Raw genomic sequence first — 14,288 nt, forward strand, 5'->3', positions numbered from 1 at the left:
ACGTTCCCTTCAACGGCCTGTGCCTAGTATGGTCCGACCATAGAAACCTCATAGTGAAACGCGACGGACACTCGACCGCCGCGAAGAACCCGACCGGGGAGGCTCCATGCGCATCGGACTCTTCGCCACCTGTCTGGGGGACACGCTCTTCCCCGACGCGGTGAAGGCCACCGCGATCCTGCTCACGCGCCTGGGCCACGAGGTGGTGTTCCCGCCGGGCCAGACCTGCTGCGGGCAGATGCACATCAACACCGGCTACCAGCGCGAACCCGTGCCCCTGGTACGCAACTTCGCGGACGGGTTCGGCGACGCCTCGATCGAGGCGGTCGTGATGCCGTCGGGCTCGTGCGCCGGGTCCGTCCGGCATCAGCACCGGATCGTCGCCGACCGCTACGGGGACGCCGCGCTCCGCGCCGGAGTGGACGCCGTCGCCGCGAAGACGTACGAGCTCTCCGAACTTCTCGTGGACGTCCTCGGCGTCACCCGGGTCGGCGCGTACTTCCCGCACCGGGTGACGTACCACCCCACCTGCCACTCGCTGCGGATGCTCCGGGTCGGCGACAAACCGCTCCGGCTCCTGCGCGCGGTCGAGGGGATCGACCTCGTCGAGTTGGCGGAGGCCGACTCCTGTTGCGGATTCGGCGGCACCTTCGCGCTGAAGAACGCCGAGACGTCCACCGCGATGCTCCATGACAAGACGGCAAGCATCACGGCGACCGGGGCGGAGGTCTGCACCGCCGGGGACTCCTCCTGCCTGATGCACATCGGCGGCGGGCTCTCCCGGATCCGGTCCGGGACCCGCACCCTGCACCTCGCCCGGATCCTCGCCGCGACCCGCACCACGCCCGACGTCCTGACGGAGGCCACCGCATGAGCACGTTCCTCGGCATGCCCGCCCCGCCGCCCCGCTCCCCGTACGGCACCGGCAACCTCCGCGGCGACCGGGCCTTTCCCCGCGCCGCCCACGACGAACTGGGCAACGACCAGCTCCGCCGCAACCTCGGCCGCGCCACCGGCACCATCCGCGCCAAACGCCTGAGCGTCACCGGCGAACTGCCCGACTGGGAAGCCCTGCGGGACGCGGGCTCCGCCATCAAGACCGACGCCATGAACCGGCTGCCCGAACTGCTCGAACAACTGGAGCGCAAGGTCACCGAGCGCGGCGGCACCGTGCACTGGGCGCGCGACGCGACCGAGGCCAACGAGATCGTCGCCCGGCTCGTGAAGGCCGCGGGCAGCGACGAGGTCATCAAGGTCAAGTCGATGGCGACCCAGGAGACCGGACTCAACGAACACCTGGAGTCCGTCGGCATCACCCCGTACGAGACCGATCTCGCCGAGCTCATCGTGCAGCTCGCCCACGACAAGCCCTCACACATCCTGGTGCCCGCGATCCACCGCAACCGGGACGAGATCCGTCAGATCTTCCTCGACCGGATCCCCGGCGTCGACCCGGATCTGGACAACGTCCCCGCCCACCTCGCCGCCGCAGCCCGCCGCTACCTCCGCGAGAAGTTCCTCTCGACGAAGGTCGCCGTCTCCGGCGCCAACTTCGGTGTCGCCGAGACCGGCACGCTCGCCGTCGTCGAGTCCGAGGGCAACGGACGCATGTGCCTGACCCTGCCCGAGACGCTCATCACCGTGATGGGCATCGAGAAGGTGATTCCGCGCTACCAGGACCTGGAGGTCTTCCTCCAGCTCCTGCCCCGCTCCTCGACGGGGGAGCGGATGAACCCCTACACCTCGCTGTGGACCGGGGCGACGCCCGGCGACGGTCCGCGCGACTTCCACCTGGTCCTCCTCGACAACGGCCGCACCGCCGCCCTCGCCGACGCCATCGGACGCGCGGCCCTCAACTGCATCCGCTGTTCCGCCTGCCTCAACGTCTGCCCGGTGTACGAGCGGACCGGCGGTCACGCCTACGGATCGACCTACCCCGGACCCATCGGCGCCGTCCTCACTCCGCAACTGGCCGGAATGCACGCGGCGAAGGACGACCCGAACAGCTCCCTGCCGTACGCCTCCAGCCTCTGCGGGGCCTGCTTCGACGCCTGCCCGGTCAAGATCGACATCCCCTCGCTGCTGGTGGAGTTGCGCCATCAGCACACCGAACAGACCGGTGTCACACCGGAGAAGCTGGTGATGAAGGCGGCCGCCGCCGTGATGCGCCGACCGGCCGTATACACCGCCGCGCAGAAGGCGTCCGGGCTCGGCCGCGTCATCGCGGGGCGCGACGGGACGATCTCGCGGCTGCCCCCACCGCTCAGCGGCTGGAGCGACAGCCGTGACACCGCGGCCCCGCCCCGGGAGACCTTCCGCTCCTGGTTCGCCTCCGACGAGGGCGCGGCCGCCCTGCGGGCCGCGGCCGACGAACACGACGCCGCGGCTCCGGACGGACCCGGCACCACGGCCCCCGGCGGCGGGCACGACGAGGAGGACGCGACATGAACACTGCCCGCGACACCGTGCTGGGCCGGATCCGCGACGCCCTCGCGCTGGCCCCGACACCTGCCGTCGTCGTCCCGCGCGCCTACCGCACCGGACGGGTCCTGCCCGACGACGAACGCCTCGCCCTGTTCACCGACCGGCTCCTCGACTACAAGGCGCGGGTGCACCCTTGTACGGCCGGCCGCACCGCCGAGGTCGTCGGCGACGTCCTGCGGGAGCACGGCGTCCGCCGCATCGGCGTGCCGGCCGGGCTGGACGCGCACTGGCTCGCGAGGTACGACGGCGAGGTGCGGCAGGACGACGCCGATGTCCCGCCCTCACAACTCGACGCCCTGGACGCGGTGGTGACGGCGTCGGCCGCCGGCTGCGCCGAGACCGGCACGATCTTCCTGGACGGTTCGCCCGGCCAGGGTCGCCGGGCGCTGTCCCTCGTCCCCGATCTGCACCTGTGCGTCGTGGACCTCTCCACCGTCGAGGTGGGTGTGCCCGAGGCGGTGGCGCGCCTGGTGCCCGAACGGCCGACGACCCTGATCAGCGGCCCGTCCGCCACCTCCGACATCGAGCTGGAGCGGGTGGAGGGCGTGCACGGCCCCCGGACGCTGGTGGTGGTGATCCGCACGGACGCGTAGCACCGGGGCCTCGCGTTCGGAGCAGGCCGGGCTTCCCGGTCCGGCCTGATCCGCACGAGAGGCCTCAGGCGGCGGTGCCCGCCGGCCCGTGATCCACCGTCACCGCCGCACCGCCGAACGTGATCCGCGTCCGCGCCCCGTCCTGCGCCCAGCGCACCTCGACCGTGTCACCGGCCACCCTCACCCGGCCCACCACCTCGGCGGGCTCCGGGTCGGCCTCCGGGGCGGCGGTGAGGGAGGCCAGGGCGGCCAGGACCACCGTGCCGGTCACGTCGGCGCCGAGCCGCGGCACGGTCGCCCAACGGGCGAACGCCGTCCCCTGCGGGACCCGTACGTCCTCGGGGGCCTCCCAGCCGTGCAGCCCCCACAACCGTGAGCGCACCGTGCCGCCGGGGCCGGTGGCCCAGCCCGTCAGCTCGGCCCGCGCCCCGTCCGGCGCGCCCAGCACCCGGTGCACCCGCAGTTCATGGCGGCCCCGTGCCACGATCGCGCTCTCCACCCGCAGCCCGGGGACGGTGGACGGGCCCGCCCGAAAGACCGGCAGGTGCCAGGAGGCCGCCCAGCCCCAGCCGTCGCCGTGCCCGGACCCGAGCGGATGGATGCGCCGCCGTGCGCTGCGCGCCCCGCCGACCGTCACCGACAGATGGTTGTCCGCGGTGTTCGCCGCCGAGGTGGGCCCGGTCACGGTGGAGTACGCGAGCCGCGCGTAGTGCGGGTCCTCGTCGACCGCGGACTCGCCCTCGTCCGGGCGGACATGGTCGCTGCCGTGGTTGTGCAGCCGCACCACGCCGTCCGCCCCCGTCGACTGCACCAGAAAGCCCGCCGCGGGCACGGACAGCACCCGGTCGGGTCCCTCGCTCGGCGCCGCCTCCTCCGGCGACGACCAGAATGGATGCTCGGCGGGAGCCAACAGGGACACGAACGCCTTCGACGCCCAATAAGGCGACGCGGGGCCGGAGTAGGTCTGCAGCGTCGCCGCGTGCGGGCCGTGCCAGCCGAGGCTCAACAGCCCGCTACCGTCGACCGCGCCGCGCTCCAGGAAGTACCGCAGCGCCCCGCTGACCACCCGCCGGGACGCCCCCGGGGCGAGCGGTGTGTGTCCGGTCACCGCGCCCAGACCCACACCCGCGCCCGCGGCGAAGCGATAGGTCAGCGAGCGCCCGAAATGCAGCGGGGCCCCGTCGCCGCCGAACATCATCGAGAAGCTCTCCAGATGCTCGCGCAACCGCGCCCCGTGCCGCGCCGACTCCCGCGCGTCGCCCGACAGATGGGCGTCGAGCAGCGGATACAGGTGCAACGCCCAGCCGTTGTAGTGGTCAAAGGCGCGCCCGTCCCCGTCGGCGTACCAGCCGTCGCCCCGGTACCAGCTCTCCAGCAGCTCCAGAGCCCGCTCCCGGGCCCGTGCCGTCTCCGCGTCGCCCCGGCCCACCGACTCCAGGAATCCGGCCACGGTGTACGGGAAGAGATACCAGTTGTTGCCCGCCGGAACGTGCCGCAGCGCGCCCCGCAGCCAGTGCTCCGCCCGGTCCCGCACGTCGGGCGTCAGCCGGTCCCAGAGCCAGGGCCGGGTGAGCCGCAGCCCCAGGGCCACCGAGGCGGACTCCACCATGGGCTGCCCCCGCACATCGTGGTCCAGGATCAGCGGCCAGGACTCCGCGTCGTCCCGGCCCGGTGTCCGCGTACCGGCGTCGAGCCCGTCCGCGTACCGCTCCAGCAGGCCGTTCGGGTCCTTGCCGCCCGCCCCCGCGACCCGGAAGCCGGCCGCCAGGAACGTGCGCGCGTACCCCTCCAGCCCGTCGGAGCGGACACCCGAGTGCGACGGGGGGCCGGGCAGGTCGAGCCGGGCGCCACCCGGCGTGGCCCACTTCCACGCGGCGTCCAGCATCCCGTCGGCGGCCGCCTCCCAGTGGGCGCGGGTGTATCCGGTGTACGGGCTCGACGCGCGGTCTTCCGGAGGGAGTTCGAAGAGGGCACCAAGGGAGACGGTCATGCGGGAATCCTGAGCGACTGATCGAAGAGGGTCAATAGATCGATCACATGCGGGCTGAATCGATCAAACGCTCATAGGGGGGCGAGGGCATGGGCCTGGGGGCCGGAAAGCCGGTGTGCTTACCATCTTTCCCGACATGGACACCATCAGCCTCTGGCAACTGGCCGCACTCGCGGCGGCATCCACCCTCGTCGGCTTCTCCAAGACAGCTGTCAGCGGTGCCAATACGATCAGCCTCGCGGTCTTCGCGGCCGTTCTCCCGGCCCGCGAATCGACCGGGGTGCTGCTCCCGATCCTCATCGTCGGCGATCTTCTCGCCGTACGCGTCTACCGCCGTCACGCCCACTGGCCCACCCTGCTCCGGCTGTTCCCCGCCGTCGCCGTGGGCGTCGTGGCGGGCACCCTGTTCCTGTTGTGGGCCGACGACGCGGCGGTCCGTACCTCCATCGGCGCGATCCTGCTGTTCATGACGGGCGTGACCCTGTGGCGCCGCCGGATCGCGGAGAAGGAGGCCGGGACCGAGGCGGGCACCGGGACCGAGGGGGACACCGGGACCGAGGCGGACACCGGGCCCGCCGAGGGCGTCGGAGCCGCTACCGGCACCGGTCGGACCGCCGCGCGCGGCTACGGGGTTCTCGGCGGGTTCACCACGATGGTCGCCAACGCCGGCGGGCCGGTGATGTCGCTCTATCTGCTCTCGGCCGGCTTTCGCAAGCTCGGCTTCCTCGGCACCTCGGCCTGGTTCTTCCTGATCCTGAACGTGTCCAAGGTGCCGTTCAGTGTGGGCCTCGGCCTGATCGACGCCCGCTCCCTGCTGCTCGACGCCTGCCTGCTGCTGTTCGTCCTGCCCGGCGCCTACCTGGGCCGGGTATGCGTCGACCGGATCAACCAGAAGGTCTTCGACCGGATCGTCATCGGTGCGACGGTGATCGGCGGACTTCAACTGCTGCTGATCTGAGGCAGCCGGACCGCCGGACCGCCTCCTCAGGGAAGCAGCAGCCAGTCCGCTCCCACGGCGGCCAGCAGCCCGGTCCCCAGCAGCCAGCTGGCCAGCCGGGTGCGTCCGTTCCTGCTCAGCTCGATCACCACGCCGCACAGGATGAGCGCGAGCCCGTAGACGCCGACGACGAGTACCGACGAGCGGCTCGCGATGCGCAGCCCGAGCACGAGGGCCATCGCCGCCATGCCCGCCGAGGAGAGCACGATCCGCAGCCGCCGGGCCTGGCGCGGGGTGAGTCTCTTCCCGTCCTCACCACCAGGAACATCGCCTCCGACCGTAGTCGTAGTCGTAGCCGTAGCCGTAGTCGTAGTCGTAGCCGTAGCCGTCTCCGTCTCCGTCTCCGTGGACGCTTCCGTCTCCGCGTGGTCGTCGGCTATCGGGGAGCCGGTGCCCCCGTCTCTCTCGCGCTGGTCCCGGTGCTGGTCCTGGTCCTGGTCAGAAGTGCTCATGGAGCCGGATCGTAGTAGCTGTACGGAGCCGGGACCCGCGGACCCGGTTCTTCCGCTCCTGGCCCCGCTCCGCCCCGGCCTTCGGGCTACCTCCGCAGGCGGGGCGCCTCGGCCGCCGCGTCAACCGTCGGGCCTGCCTCCACCCGGTCCGCCAACTGCCGCGCCCAGTCGGACAGTCCCGCGACCGCGATCCCGTGCGGCCCGGACGCGGTGAACGGGACGAGCGCCCCCGCGCCCCGGCGCAGCAGCCGCGCGCCGCCCGCGGTGTTGCCCCGCGCGGAATGGGTCAGCCCTACCGCGAGCTGGGCCAGCCCCCGCCAGAGCTCGCGTTCGTCCTCCGGACCCGACTTCCAGGCGTCCTCGAAGACCTCGTGCGCGTGGAACGGCATTCCCGCGTCCAGCAGTCGCTGCGCCTCCCGGAGCGTCTCCGAGGGCGTGCGGACGACCCCCTCCGGCTGTCGTTCGACGCCGGGCGTCCCGTACGGCAGGGGGCGTCCCAGCCCGTCACGGGGGCGCGCGTTGCGCGCCCGGCCCTCGGCATCACGGTCTCTGCGCGTCTCGTTCACCACTCGATTGTGCCCCGCACCTGCGGAGAATCGCGCGAACCCTGTCGACGAACACCCGCGCACGACTAGGCTCGACCGTCGAGAAGACTGCCTCTGTGGGAAGGGTGGGCATGAAGCCGTCCCAACCGTTGTACGAGCGTGAACCGGAACTCGCCGCCGCCGCGAAGGCGGTGGACGCCCTCTGCGGTGCGCAGGCCGTCGGCGGACTCCTGGTATTCAGCGGAGAGGCGGGGATCGGCAAGACCGCACTGCTCGCGGAGATCCGGAGGATGGCCGCCGACCGCTGCACCGTCTGGTCCGCCCGGGGAGGCGAGACCGTCACCTCCGTACCGTTCCACGTCGTAAGGCAGTTGCTGCAGCCCGCACTCGATCAGTTCCCGCCCGACGAGACCCGCGCCCTGTTCGGCGACTGGTACGAGACGACCGCCCCGGCCCTGGGACTCGCCGAGCCGAGCGGGCCGCAACCCGATCCGCAGGGTGTGCGCGACGGCCTGGACTTCGTCGTCGGCCGACTCGCGTCCCGGCTCAGCCACCGGCCGTTACTGCTCATCGTGGACGACGCGCACTGGGCGGACGGTGAATCCCTCGCCTGGCTGGCCTCGTTCACCGCCCGCCTCGGTGAACTGCCGCTCCTGGTGGTGCAGGCCCACCGCCCGCAGGAGCTGGCCGAGCGCGACGCCAACTACATCGCCGACCGCGAGGCCGAGCGCGGCTTCGGCAGTGAGGGGACGGTGACCCGGGTCGCCCTGCGGGCTCTGACTCCGGAAGCCACCGCCGTACTGGTCCGCGCCGGCCTCGGTGATCACGCCGACGACCCGTTCTGCCGTGAGGTGTGGGCCGTCACCGGAGGCAATCCGTACGAGGCGGTCGAACTGGTCGCCAAGGTCCAGGACCGCGAACTGCCGCCGGTGGAGGAATCCGCGGGCGAACTGCGCGAGCTCGGCGCTTCCGCCAGGGGCAGCGGCCTCGTCGCCCGCCTGGAGCGGCTCGGCACGAACGCCAACCGGTTCGCCTGGGCCGCGGCGGTGCTGGGCACCGACATCTCGCAGGAACTGGCCGCCACACTCGCCGGAATGAGCTCGGCGGAGGCCGCCGACTGCACGGCCCGGCTGCGAGACGCCCGTATCGTCAGCGGCTTCGACCCGTTGGAGTTCGTCCACCCGCTGATCGCGACGGCGGTCTACCGCTCGATCCCGCCGGCCACCCGCACCGCCATGCACGGGCGCGCCGCCTGGGCGATCACCCGCGCCGGCCTCGGCGCCGCCGCGGCCTCCCGGCACCTGCTGGAGGTCCACCCGGACGACGACCAGGAACTGGTCGCGCAACTGCGGGAAGCCGCCGGCCAGCACCTCGCCGTCGGTGCGCCCGAAGCGGCCCGGCGCTGCCTGGAACGGGCACTGGAGGAGCCGCCGCGCCCCAAGGACCGGGCCGTCCTGCTGTACGAGCTGGGCTGCGCGACGCTGCTGAGCTCCCCGCCCACCACGGTCCAGCACCTGCGCGCCGCCCTGGACATGCCGGGGCTCGACGACGGGCTGCGGGTCGACGCCACCTTCCGGCTCGCCGCCGCGCTCGCCCACAACAACCAGCTCAAGGACGCGGCGCTCTCGCTGGCCGCCGAGGCCGCGCGCACCGCACCCGGCCCCGGGCTGATGCGGCTGCAGGCAGCGCACTTCATGTGGGAGGGCATGCAGGCCACCGAGGACGACGGACCCGCCCGCTCCCGGCGGCTCACCCGCAACGCCGACCACCTCAAGGGCCGCGACAACGCGGAGCGGGCACTGCTCACGCTGCGCGCCTTCGACGCCATGGTGCGCGGTGAGAACGCCCAGCTCATCGTGGACCTGTGCGAACGCGCCCTGATCGACGGCAGTCCCGCGCGGGGACTCGGCTGGACCGACTCCGAGTGGGGTTTCGAACTCCCCACCATGGTCGGTATCGCCTACACCTTCGTCGACCAGCTGGACCGCGCCGAGAGCCTCTTCGGCGAAGCGGTACGGGCCTTCGAGATCTCCGGCTGGAGCGGGGCCCACCTGGCGTTCGCGCACACCCTGCTCGGCATGGTCCACCGCCGTCGCGGCCGTCTCGCCGAGGCCGAGGGTTTCCTGCGCGAGGGGCTCCGTCTCGCCGACCGCGTCGGTTCCGGGCTCCCCGTCCACTGGGACGCGGCCTGTCTGCTCATCGACACCCTGCTGGCCCGCGGGCGCACCGCAGAGGCCCGCCGCATCGCCGACCGCTACGACTTCGGCCCGCCCTACCCCAGCGCCATGGTGCTGCCCGACGGACCATCCATGCGGGGCCGCCTGCTGCTGGCGGAGGGCCGCAAGGAGGACGCGATCGCGGAGCTCGAAGCGGCGGGCGCCGCTCTGGAGTCGCGCGAACGCTTCAACGGCGTCTGGGCTCCCTGGGCCGGCGACCTGGCGCGGGCCCTGGCCGATGACGACCCGGCCCGCGCGGCCCACCTCGCCGCCCGGAACCGCGTGCACGCCGAAAGGTTCGGTACGCCCACCGCCATGGGGGAGGCCCTGCGCTGCGTCGCCCTCTTCGCGCCTCCGGAGCGGTCCGCGCAACTGCTCGCCGAGGCGGTGGGACACCTGGAGAAGTCCCCCTCCGCCTACGAGCACGCCCTCGCCCGGGTCGACTACGGCATCGCGATCGGTTCGCACCGGGAGCTCGCCCGCGCCCAGAAGCAGGCGATGGCCTGCGGCGCCGAGGGGCTCGCGGCCCGCGCCCAACAGGCACGGGCGTCGATACGGTCCTCGGAGTGAGGTAATGTTTGTCCTGCGCGGTCAACCGGGGAAAACCGGGGGAAACGCGACGGGACGTGGCGCAGCTTGGTAGCGCACTTGACTGGGGGTCAAGGGGTCGCAGGTTCAAATCCTGTCGTCCCGACTGGAGACAGTCGCAGATCAGGGCCGGTTTTCGGAGCAATCCGAAACCGGCCCTTGATCATTTCTGGGGACCAGTTGGGGACCCCGTGTATGTGGGCGCGGCCGGCCGGGGTGAGGTGGCGTCGGGCGTGTTTGCCGTGTCGACTCAGGGCAGTGAGTCCGGCGCTGCGTAGAACGGTGGCGTGCTCGCCGGCGCCGGCGGGCGAAATGCGGGCGTGGGCGGCCAGTTGACTGGTGTCGCATGCGGATGCGGGTGTGTCAGCCAGGGTGCCGGCGGTGAGCGAGGCCGGAGCGTGGGTGCTTTCGTGGCCTGGTCGAGTCCGGAGCGATGAGCCCCATCCCGAGGCGTGAGCCGACACGTCAGCGGCCTTCCGTGCGCCGTTCGGGGGCGAAACGCACCACCCCGTGGAATCTGCGAGAGCTCAGGGCCTCAGCGGGAGTTGACTCATCCAGCATCGCCGCATCCGCATCGTGAATGCCCGGAGGGACCCCGTCCGTGAATACTTGGCTGTCCGAACGACGCCGCTCACTCGTGTGCCTGCTCATCGCGGGGAGCACGGCTCTGGTGCTGCCCCTCGACAGTGTCGTGCGGATCTCGGCTTCCGACGTCGGCGTGCTGGTGCTCTTCGCCTACCTGGTCCCGTACCTGGCCATCACCTTGACCGCCTTCCTGAGCGCCTCACCGGAACGGATCCGTTCCTGGGCGGACCGCGAAGCCCGCGGCACGTTCCTGCAGCGGTACGTCCTGGGCACCGCGCCCGGGCCCGGTGCGTCCATCCTTATCGCGGCAGCCGCGTTGGCCGTGGCCGTTGTGTGGCTGCCCGGCCACCTCGGCACCACCTTCGGCGAGGGGGCTCGCGCCCTGCTCGCGCTGTCGCTCGTCGTCATCGCCTGGACCTGCGTCGTCGTGGCCTTCGCAGTTGCCTTCCAGGCCGACAATCTCGTGGAGAACGAAGAGGCACTCGATTTCCCCGGAGCAGGGGCTGCGGCCTGGGCCGACTACGTCTACTTCGCTGTGGCGGTCATGACGACCTTCGGCACCACCGATGTCAACGTCACCTCCCGCGACATGCGGCGGACCATCTCGGCGAACGCGGTTATCGCCTTTGTCTTCAACACGGTCACTGTCGCCAGCCTGGTCTCCGCGCTCCGCGGCTGAAGACCGTTCTCCTTCCCCCGCAGGCGGACACAGAACACAGTCCCCCGAGGCCGGTGACCGTCGCCGCGACCGCGGTGTCGGCGCGGTCGTCGTGCGGGGTGGGGCAGAACGGGCCCGGTAGCTCAGTACGCCGGACGAACCCCTGCCTCAGGCGAGCAGCTTCGCCTTCGCCCGCTCGTACTCCTCGGGGTTGAGCGCGCCCTTGTCCTTGAGCTCGGCGAGTTTCGCCAGATCCTTCACATGGTCGCTGCCGCCGGATCCGCCCTGGCTCGTCGCGGCTTCGCGCACGTAGTTGCGGAACGCCGCCTCCGAGTCCTTGGCCAGCTTCTCGTCGCGTTCGTGCATGCTGCGACCGCGGACGATCAGATACATCAGTACGCCCAGGTACGGCAGCAGGATGACGAGGACCAGCCAGCCCGCCTTGGCCCAGCCGTTCAGCGAGTGGTCCCGGAAGAGGTCGGTGACGACCTTGAACAGCAGGAAGAACCACATGACCCAGAGGAACAGGTACAGCATGGTCAGAAAGACGTCCAGGAGCGGGTAATCGTCCATGGGCCTACTCCCTATCGCACGGATGGTCCCTTATTCATACAGTGGGTCCGATTGGCTCGCATCTGTGAGTACGGGGGAGGCGCGCGAGCGGAGGAGCGGTGCGTCAGGCGCGGTTCTCGTCCGGGGCGATCCGCAGCACGTGCGCGGGCGGGTGGGTGATGCCCAGCTCCGGTCGCCAGGCCGCGAGGATCTGTGCCGACGGGTCGAACAGCGGGGTCGGCAGTTCCTCGGGCACGGTCCACCGCCAGGCGCTGATCAGGTGCGGTTCGGTCACCTCGGGGACGCCGGAGGCGAGCCGCACGAAGGCCGCCATGCTGACGCGGTTGATCCCGCCGATCACGTCGTGGACCATCGCGACGACGTCCACGGCCGTCTCGTCGACCACCAGGCCCGTCTCCTCGCGCAGCTCCCGGGCGGCCGCCGCGGCGATCGACTCGTGCGTCGCGTCGACCTTCCCGCCCGGCAGCTCCCACGTACCGCTGTGGTGCCGGCCCAGCAGTACACGTCCCCGGCCGTCCTCGACGATCACGCCGACCCCGAGGGCCGCCTGTGCCGTGGGCGGGCGGGTGTTGCGGGCGGGCTCGGTGACAGGGTCGGCTGACATGGTGCTGGTTCTCCGCTCTCCGGTGCCGGGTCCGGACCACCGTAGCGAAGCGGCCCGGACGGCCGGGGCGGCGGGCGCGCTCATGTCACCAGGCGCAGCGACCTCTCCGCGATGCCGAGCCGTACGCTCTGCCCCCAGGTCAGCTCCAGGGCGTCGGACTCCATCCCGTCCCCGAAGACCACGACCCGGTCCGACTCCACGGTCAGCCGCAGCCCCTGCCCGCGCCCCAGCTCGCCCGCCACTCTGGACGTCCCGGTCGCCGGGGAGGGCCAGGCCTCGCGCACGAACCACAGGAGGCGCGTGTCGCACGGCGCGGGCAGCGGCAGGGTGCCACCGCGCTCCAGCCACAGCGAGCGGAGCCAGCCGGTGGCGCCCGTGCCGGTGCCGACCAGCACCCCGGAGGAGGCCTGCGCTTCCCCGGGGGCGCTCTCGCCGTCGGGGCCCAGGCGGTAGCGGGCCGTCTGGTGGCCGGGCGGCCCGAGGTAGATCTCGTTCAGGGCGAGGAGGCGCTGCGTGTCGTCGGCGACGGCCTCGACCATGGTCAGCTCCTCGGCACTCCCTCCCGCGGCGGTCGCGGCGCGCAGCAGAGCGGCCGCGTCGGCGTGGCGGTGGCGGACCAGGACGCCGGGGTTGCGCCCCGGGTCGGTGTCGATGCCCACCACCGGCTGCCCGGACAGGTACTTCGCGGTGTTGGCGACCAGCCCGTCCTGGCCCACCACGACCACCACGTCCTCCGGGGCGAACAGGAAGCGGTCCAGGTCCGCCCGCTCCACCCGGGAGCTGCGCCAGGTGAGCGGCACCGCCGCCGCCACCTCCCGCAGCGCCTGCCGGGTGTCCTCGTGGCGGCGGGCCACCTCGTCGATCGAGCGCCCCCGGCTGGACAGGAAGAACGCGGCCTGCCCGTGTGTCCCGTGCCGGGCGAGCAGCTCCTCGTACTCCGTCCGCCGGTGGACGATCACCGCTCGGGGCGCCAGGCTCACGCGCCCGCCCCGCCTTCCGGACGGCCGAGCTTGGCGAGCAGCCCGGTGAGGACGTCGGGGGAGAGGGTGAGGCTCTCGACGCGCGGCAGGTTCTCCGCGAGCCGGGTCGCCGCCAGGGCGTGCAGCGTGGCCGGATCGGCCTCGCCGTGCACCCGCAGCCAGGCGGCCTGGGCCTCGGCCCGCGCCGCGCCCGTCTCGCGCGCCGCCTCGGCCTCCGCGCGGGCCAGGCGCACCTTGCGGGCCGCCTCCGCCTCGGCCCGTACGCCGTCGGCCGCGGCCTTCTCCTCGGCCTCGCGGCGAGCGTTGGTGCCGCGCTGGTCGACCAGCTGCTCCTCGCGCCGGGCCAGCTCGATCTGGCTGGCCAGCTCGTTCTCGGCGATGGTGCGTTCGCGCTCGACGGCCACGGCCCGCCGTTCGTAGGTGGCCCGGTCAGCCTCCTGCTGGATCTGCTCGCGGGCCGGGGTGCGCAGGGCGCGCTCGACCTCGGCCTCGGGGCGGATCGCGACGACGCGCACGGCCACCACGTCGATGCCGGTGGCCGGGAGGCGGGGCTCGGCGGTGAGACCGGTGGCGACCCGTTCGCGTACGGAGGCGACGCCGTCGACCAGGGCCGCCGCGAGCGGGGTGCGGGCCAGTACGTCCAGCGTGTGCTGCTGCGCGGTCTCGGTGAGGAGGGTGGCGATCTGTTCCAGCGGTGCGCCGCGCCAGCTCCCGGTGTCCGGGTCCACGGAGAAGTCGAGCCGGTTCGCCGCCTCGGCCGGATCGGTGATCCGGTAGGTGACGGTGGCCTGCACGGTGACGTCCTGGAAGTCGGCCGTACGGGCGTGGAACGCCATGGCCAGCTCCCGGTCGTCGACCGGCACTTCGGAGAGCGCCGCCGACAACGACCGGTACCAGAAGCTGAGCCCCTGGCCGTCGTGGGTGAGCCGGCCGCGGTGGTGGTGGCGGATGTGGGCGGTGGGCGCGGAGCGCAGGTGGCGCCAGCCGAAGCGCCGGGTGATGTCGGCCATGATGGGACCCCTT

Annotated in this window: 13 protein-coding genes and 1 tRNA gene; 7 read left to right on the top strand and 7 right to left on the bottom strand. The window is 72.4% G+C overall.

Annotated features, from left to right (window positions below; genetic code table 11):
* The first annotated feature begins 106 nt into the window (after positions 1-106).
* The 3 genes from ACIQRW_RS01505 to ACIQRW_RS01515 are packed head-to-tail and all read left to right on the top strand — an operon-like array spanning position 107 to position 3,077.
* Positions 107-874: a (Fe-S)-binding protein gene (locus tag ACIQRW_RS01505; protein WP_403752751.1), complete on the top strand. Its 768-nt coding sequence runs from the start codon at positions 107-109 to the stop codon at positions 872-874.
* Positions 871-2,448, top strand: a complete 1,578-nt coding sequence (locus ACIQRW_RS01510; protein WP_403752754.1) for a lactate utilization protein B — start codon at positions 871-873, stop codon at positions 2,446-2,448. The genes ACIQRW_RS01505 and ACIQRW_RS01510 overlap by 4 nt, the downstream gene beginning before the upstream one ends.
* Positions 2,445-3,077: a lactate utilization protein C gene (locus ACIQRW_RS01515; protein ID WP_403752757.1), complete on the top strand. Its 633-nt coding sequence runs from the start codon at positions 2,445-2,447 to the stop codon at positions 3,075-3,077. The genes ACIQRW_RS01510 and ACIQRW_RS01515 overlap by 4 nt, the downstream gene beginning before the upstream one ends.
* Positions 3,078-3,141: 64 nt before the next feature.
* Here ACIQRW_RS01515 and ACIQRW_RS01520 read toward each other — a convergent pair whose 3' ends face one another.
* Positions 3,142-5,067: a DUF2264 domain-containing protein gene (locus tag ACIQRW_RS01520; RefSeq protein WP_403752760.1), complete on the bottom strand. Its 1,926-nt coding sequence runs from the start codon at positions 5,065-5,067 to the stop codon at positions 3,142-3,144.
* Between the two features lie 136 nt (positions 5,068-5,203).
* Between ACIQRW_RS01520 and ACIQRW_RS01525 the strand changes: the two genes are divergently transcribed.
* The gene (locus ACIQRW_RS01525) at positions 5,204-6,025 is read left to right on the top strand and encodes a sulfite exporter TauE/SafE family protein (protein WP_403752763.1); all 822 of its coding nucleotides are present in this window, start codon (positions 5,204-5,206) and stop codon (positions 6,023-6,025) included.
* Positions 6,026-6,051: 26 nt separating this feature from the next.
* Here the strand turns inward: ACIQRW_RS01525 and ACIQRW_RS01530 are convergent, their stop codons facing one another.
* Together ACIQRW_RS01530 and ACIQRW_RS01535 are read right to left on the bottom strand one after the other, a co-directional pair.
* Entirely contained in the window at positions 6,052-6,516 is a 465-nt protein-coding gene (locus ACIQRW_RS01530) for a hypothetical protein (protein ID WP_403752766.1), read from the bottom strand.
* An 86-nt stretch (positions 6,517-6,602) separates the two neighbouring features.
* Positions 6,603-7,082, bottom strand: a complete 480-nt coding sequence (locus tag ACIQRW_RS01535) for a DUF309 domain-containing protein (protein ID WP_403752769.1) — start codon at positions 7,080-7,082, stop codon at positions 6,603-6,605.
* A 110-nt stretch (positions 7,083-7,192) separates the two neighbouring features.
* On the opposite strand from ACIQRW_RS01535, the gene ACIQRW_RS01540 reads away from it, so the two are divergent.
* The 3 genes from ACIQRW_RS01540 to ACIQRW_RS01550 all read left to right on the top strand — a co-directional run bounded on the left by ACIQRW_RS01540 (position 7,193) and on the right by ACIQRW_RS01550 (position 11,129).
* On the top strand, positions 7,193-9,847 hold the full coding sequence (locus ACIQRW_RS01540; RefSeq protein WP_403752772.1) for an ATP-binding protein: 2,655 nt from the start codon (positions 7,193-7,195) through the stop codon (positions 9,845-9,847).
* 50 nt (positions 9,848-9,897) lie between these two features.
* A tRNA-Pro gene (locus ACIQRW_RS01545) sits at positions 9,898-9,971 on the top strand.
* A 474-nt stretch (positions 9,972-10,445) separates the two neighbouring features.
* Positions 10,446-11,129 (top strand): DUF1345 domain-containing protein, encoded by a 684-nt coding sequence (locus ACIQRW_RS01550; protein ID WP_403752775.1) that lies wholly within the window; start codon positions 10,446-10,448, stop codon positions 11,127-11,129.
* Between the two features lie 147 nt (positions 11,130-11,276).
* Here ACIQRW_RS01550 and ACIQRW_RS01555 read toward each other — a convergent pair whose 3' ends face one another.
* From ACIQRW_RS01555 to ACIQRW_RS01570, 4 genes are all read right to left on the bottom strand, one after another.
* Positions 11,277-11,681 (bottom strand): SHOCT domain-containing protein, encoded by a 405-nt coding sequence (locus ACIQRW_RS01555; protein WP_403752778.1) that lies wholly within the window; start codon positions 11,679-11,681, stop codon positions 11,277-11,279.
* Positions 11,682-11,784: 103 nt separating this feature from the next.
* Positions 11,785-12,285, bottom strand: coding sequence for an NUDIX hydrolase (locus ACIQRW_RS01560; RefSeq protein ID WP_403752781.1), 501 nt, complete (start codon positions 12,283-12,285; stop codon positions 11,785-11,787).
* An 80-nt stretch (positions 12,286-12,365) separates the two neighbouring features.
* Entirely contained in the window at positions 12,366-13,265 is a 900-nt protein-coding gene (locus tag ACIQRW_RS01565; protein ID WP_403752783.1) for a hypothetical protein, read from the bottom strand.
* A complete protein-coding gene (locus tag ACIQRW_RS01570; protein ID WP_403752786.1) occupies positions 13,262-14,275 on the bottom strand; it encodes an SPFH domain-containing protein in 1,014 nt (337 codons plus the stop codon). The genes ACIQRW_RS01565 and ACIQRW_RS01570 overlap by 4 nt, the downstream gene beginning before the upstream one ends.
* Positions 14,276-14,288 lie beyond the last annotated feature (13 nt).

Source organism: Streptomyces sp. NPDC091287, assembly GCF_044768525.1.
In the GTDB taxonomy this organism is placed as follows: Bacteria; Actinomycetota; Actinomycetes; order Streptomycetales; family Streptomycetaceae; genus Streptomyces.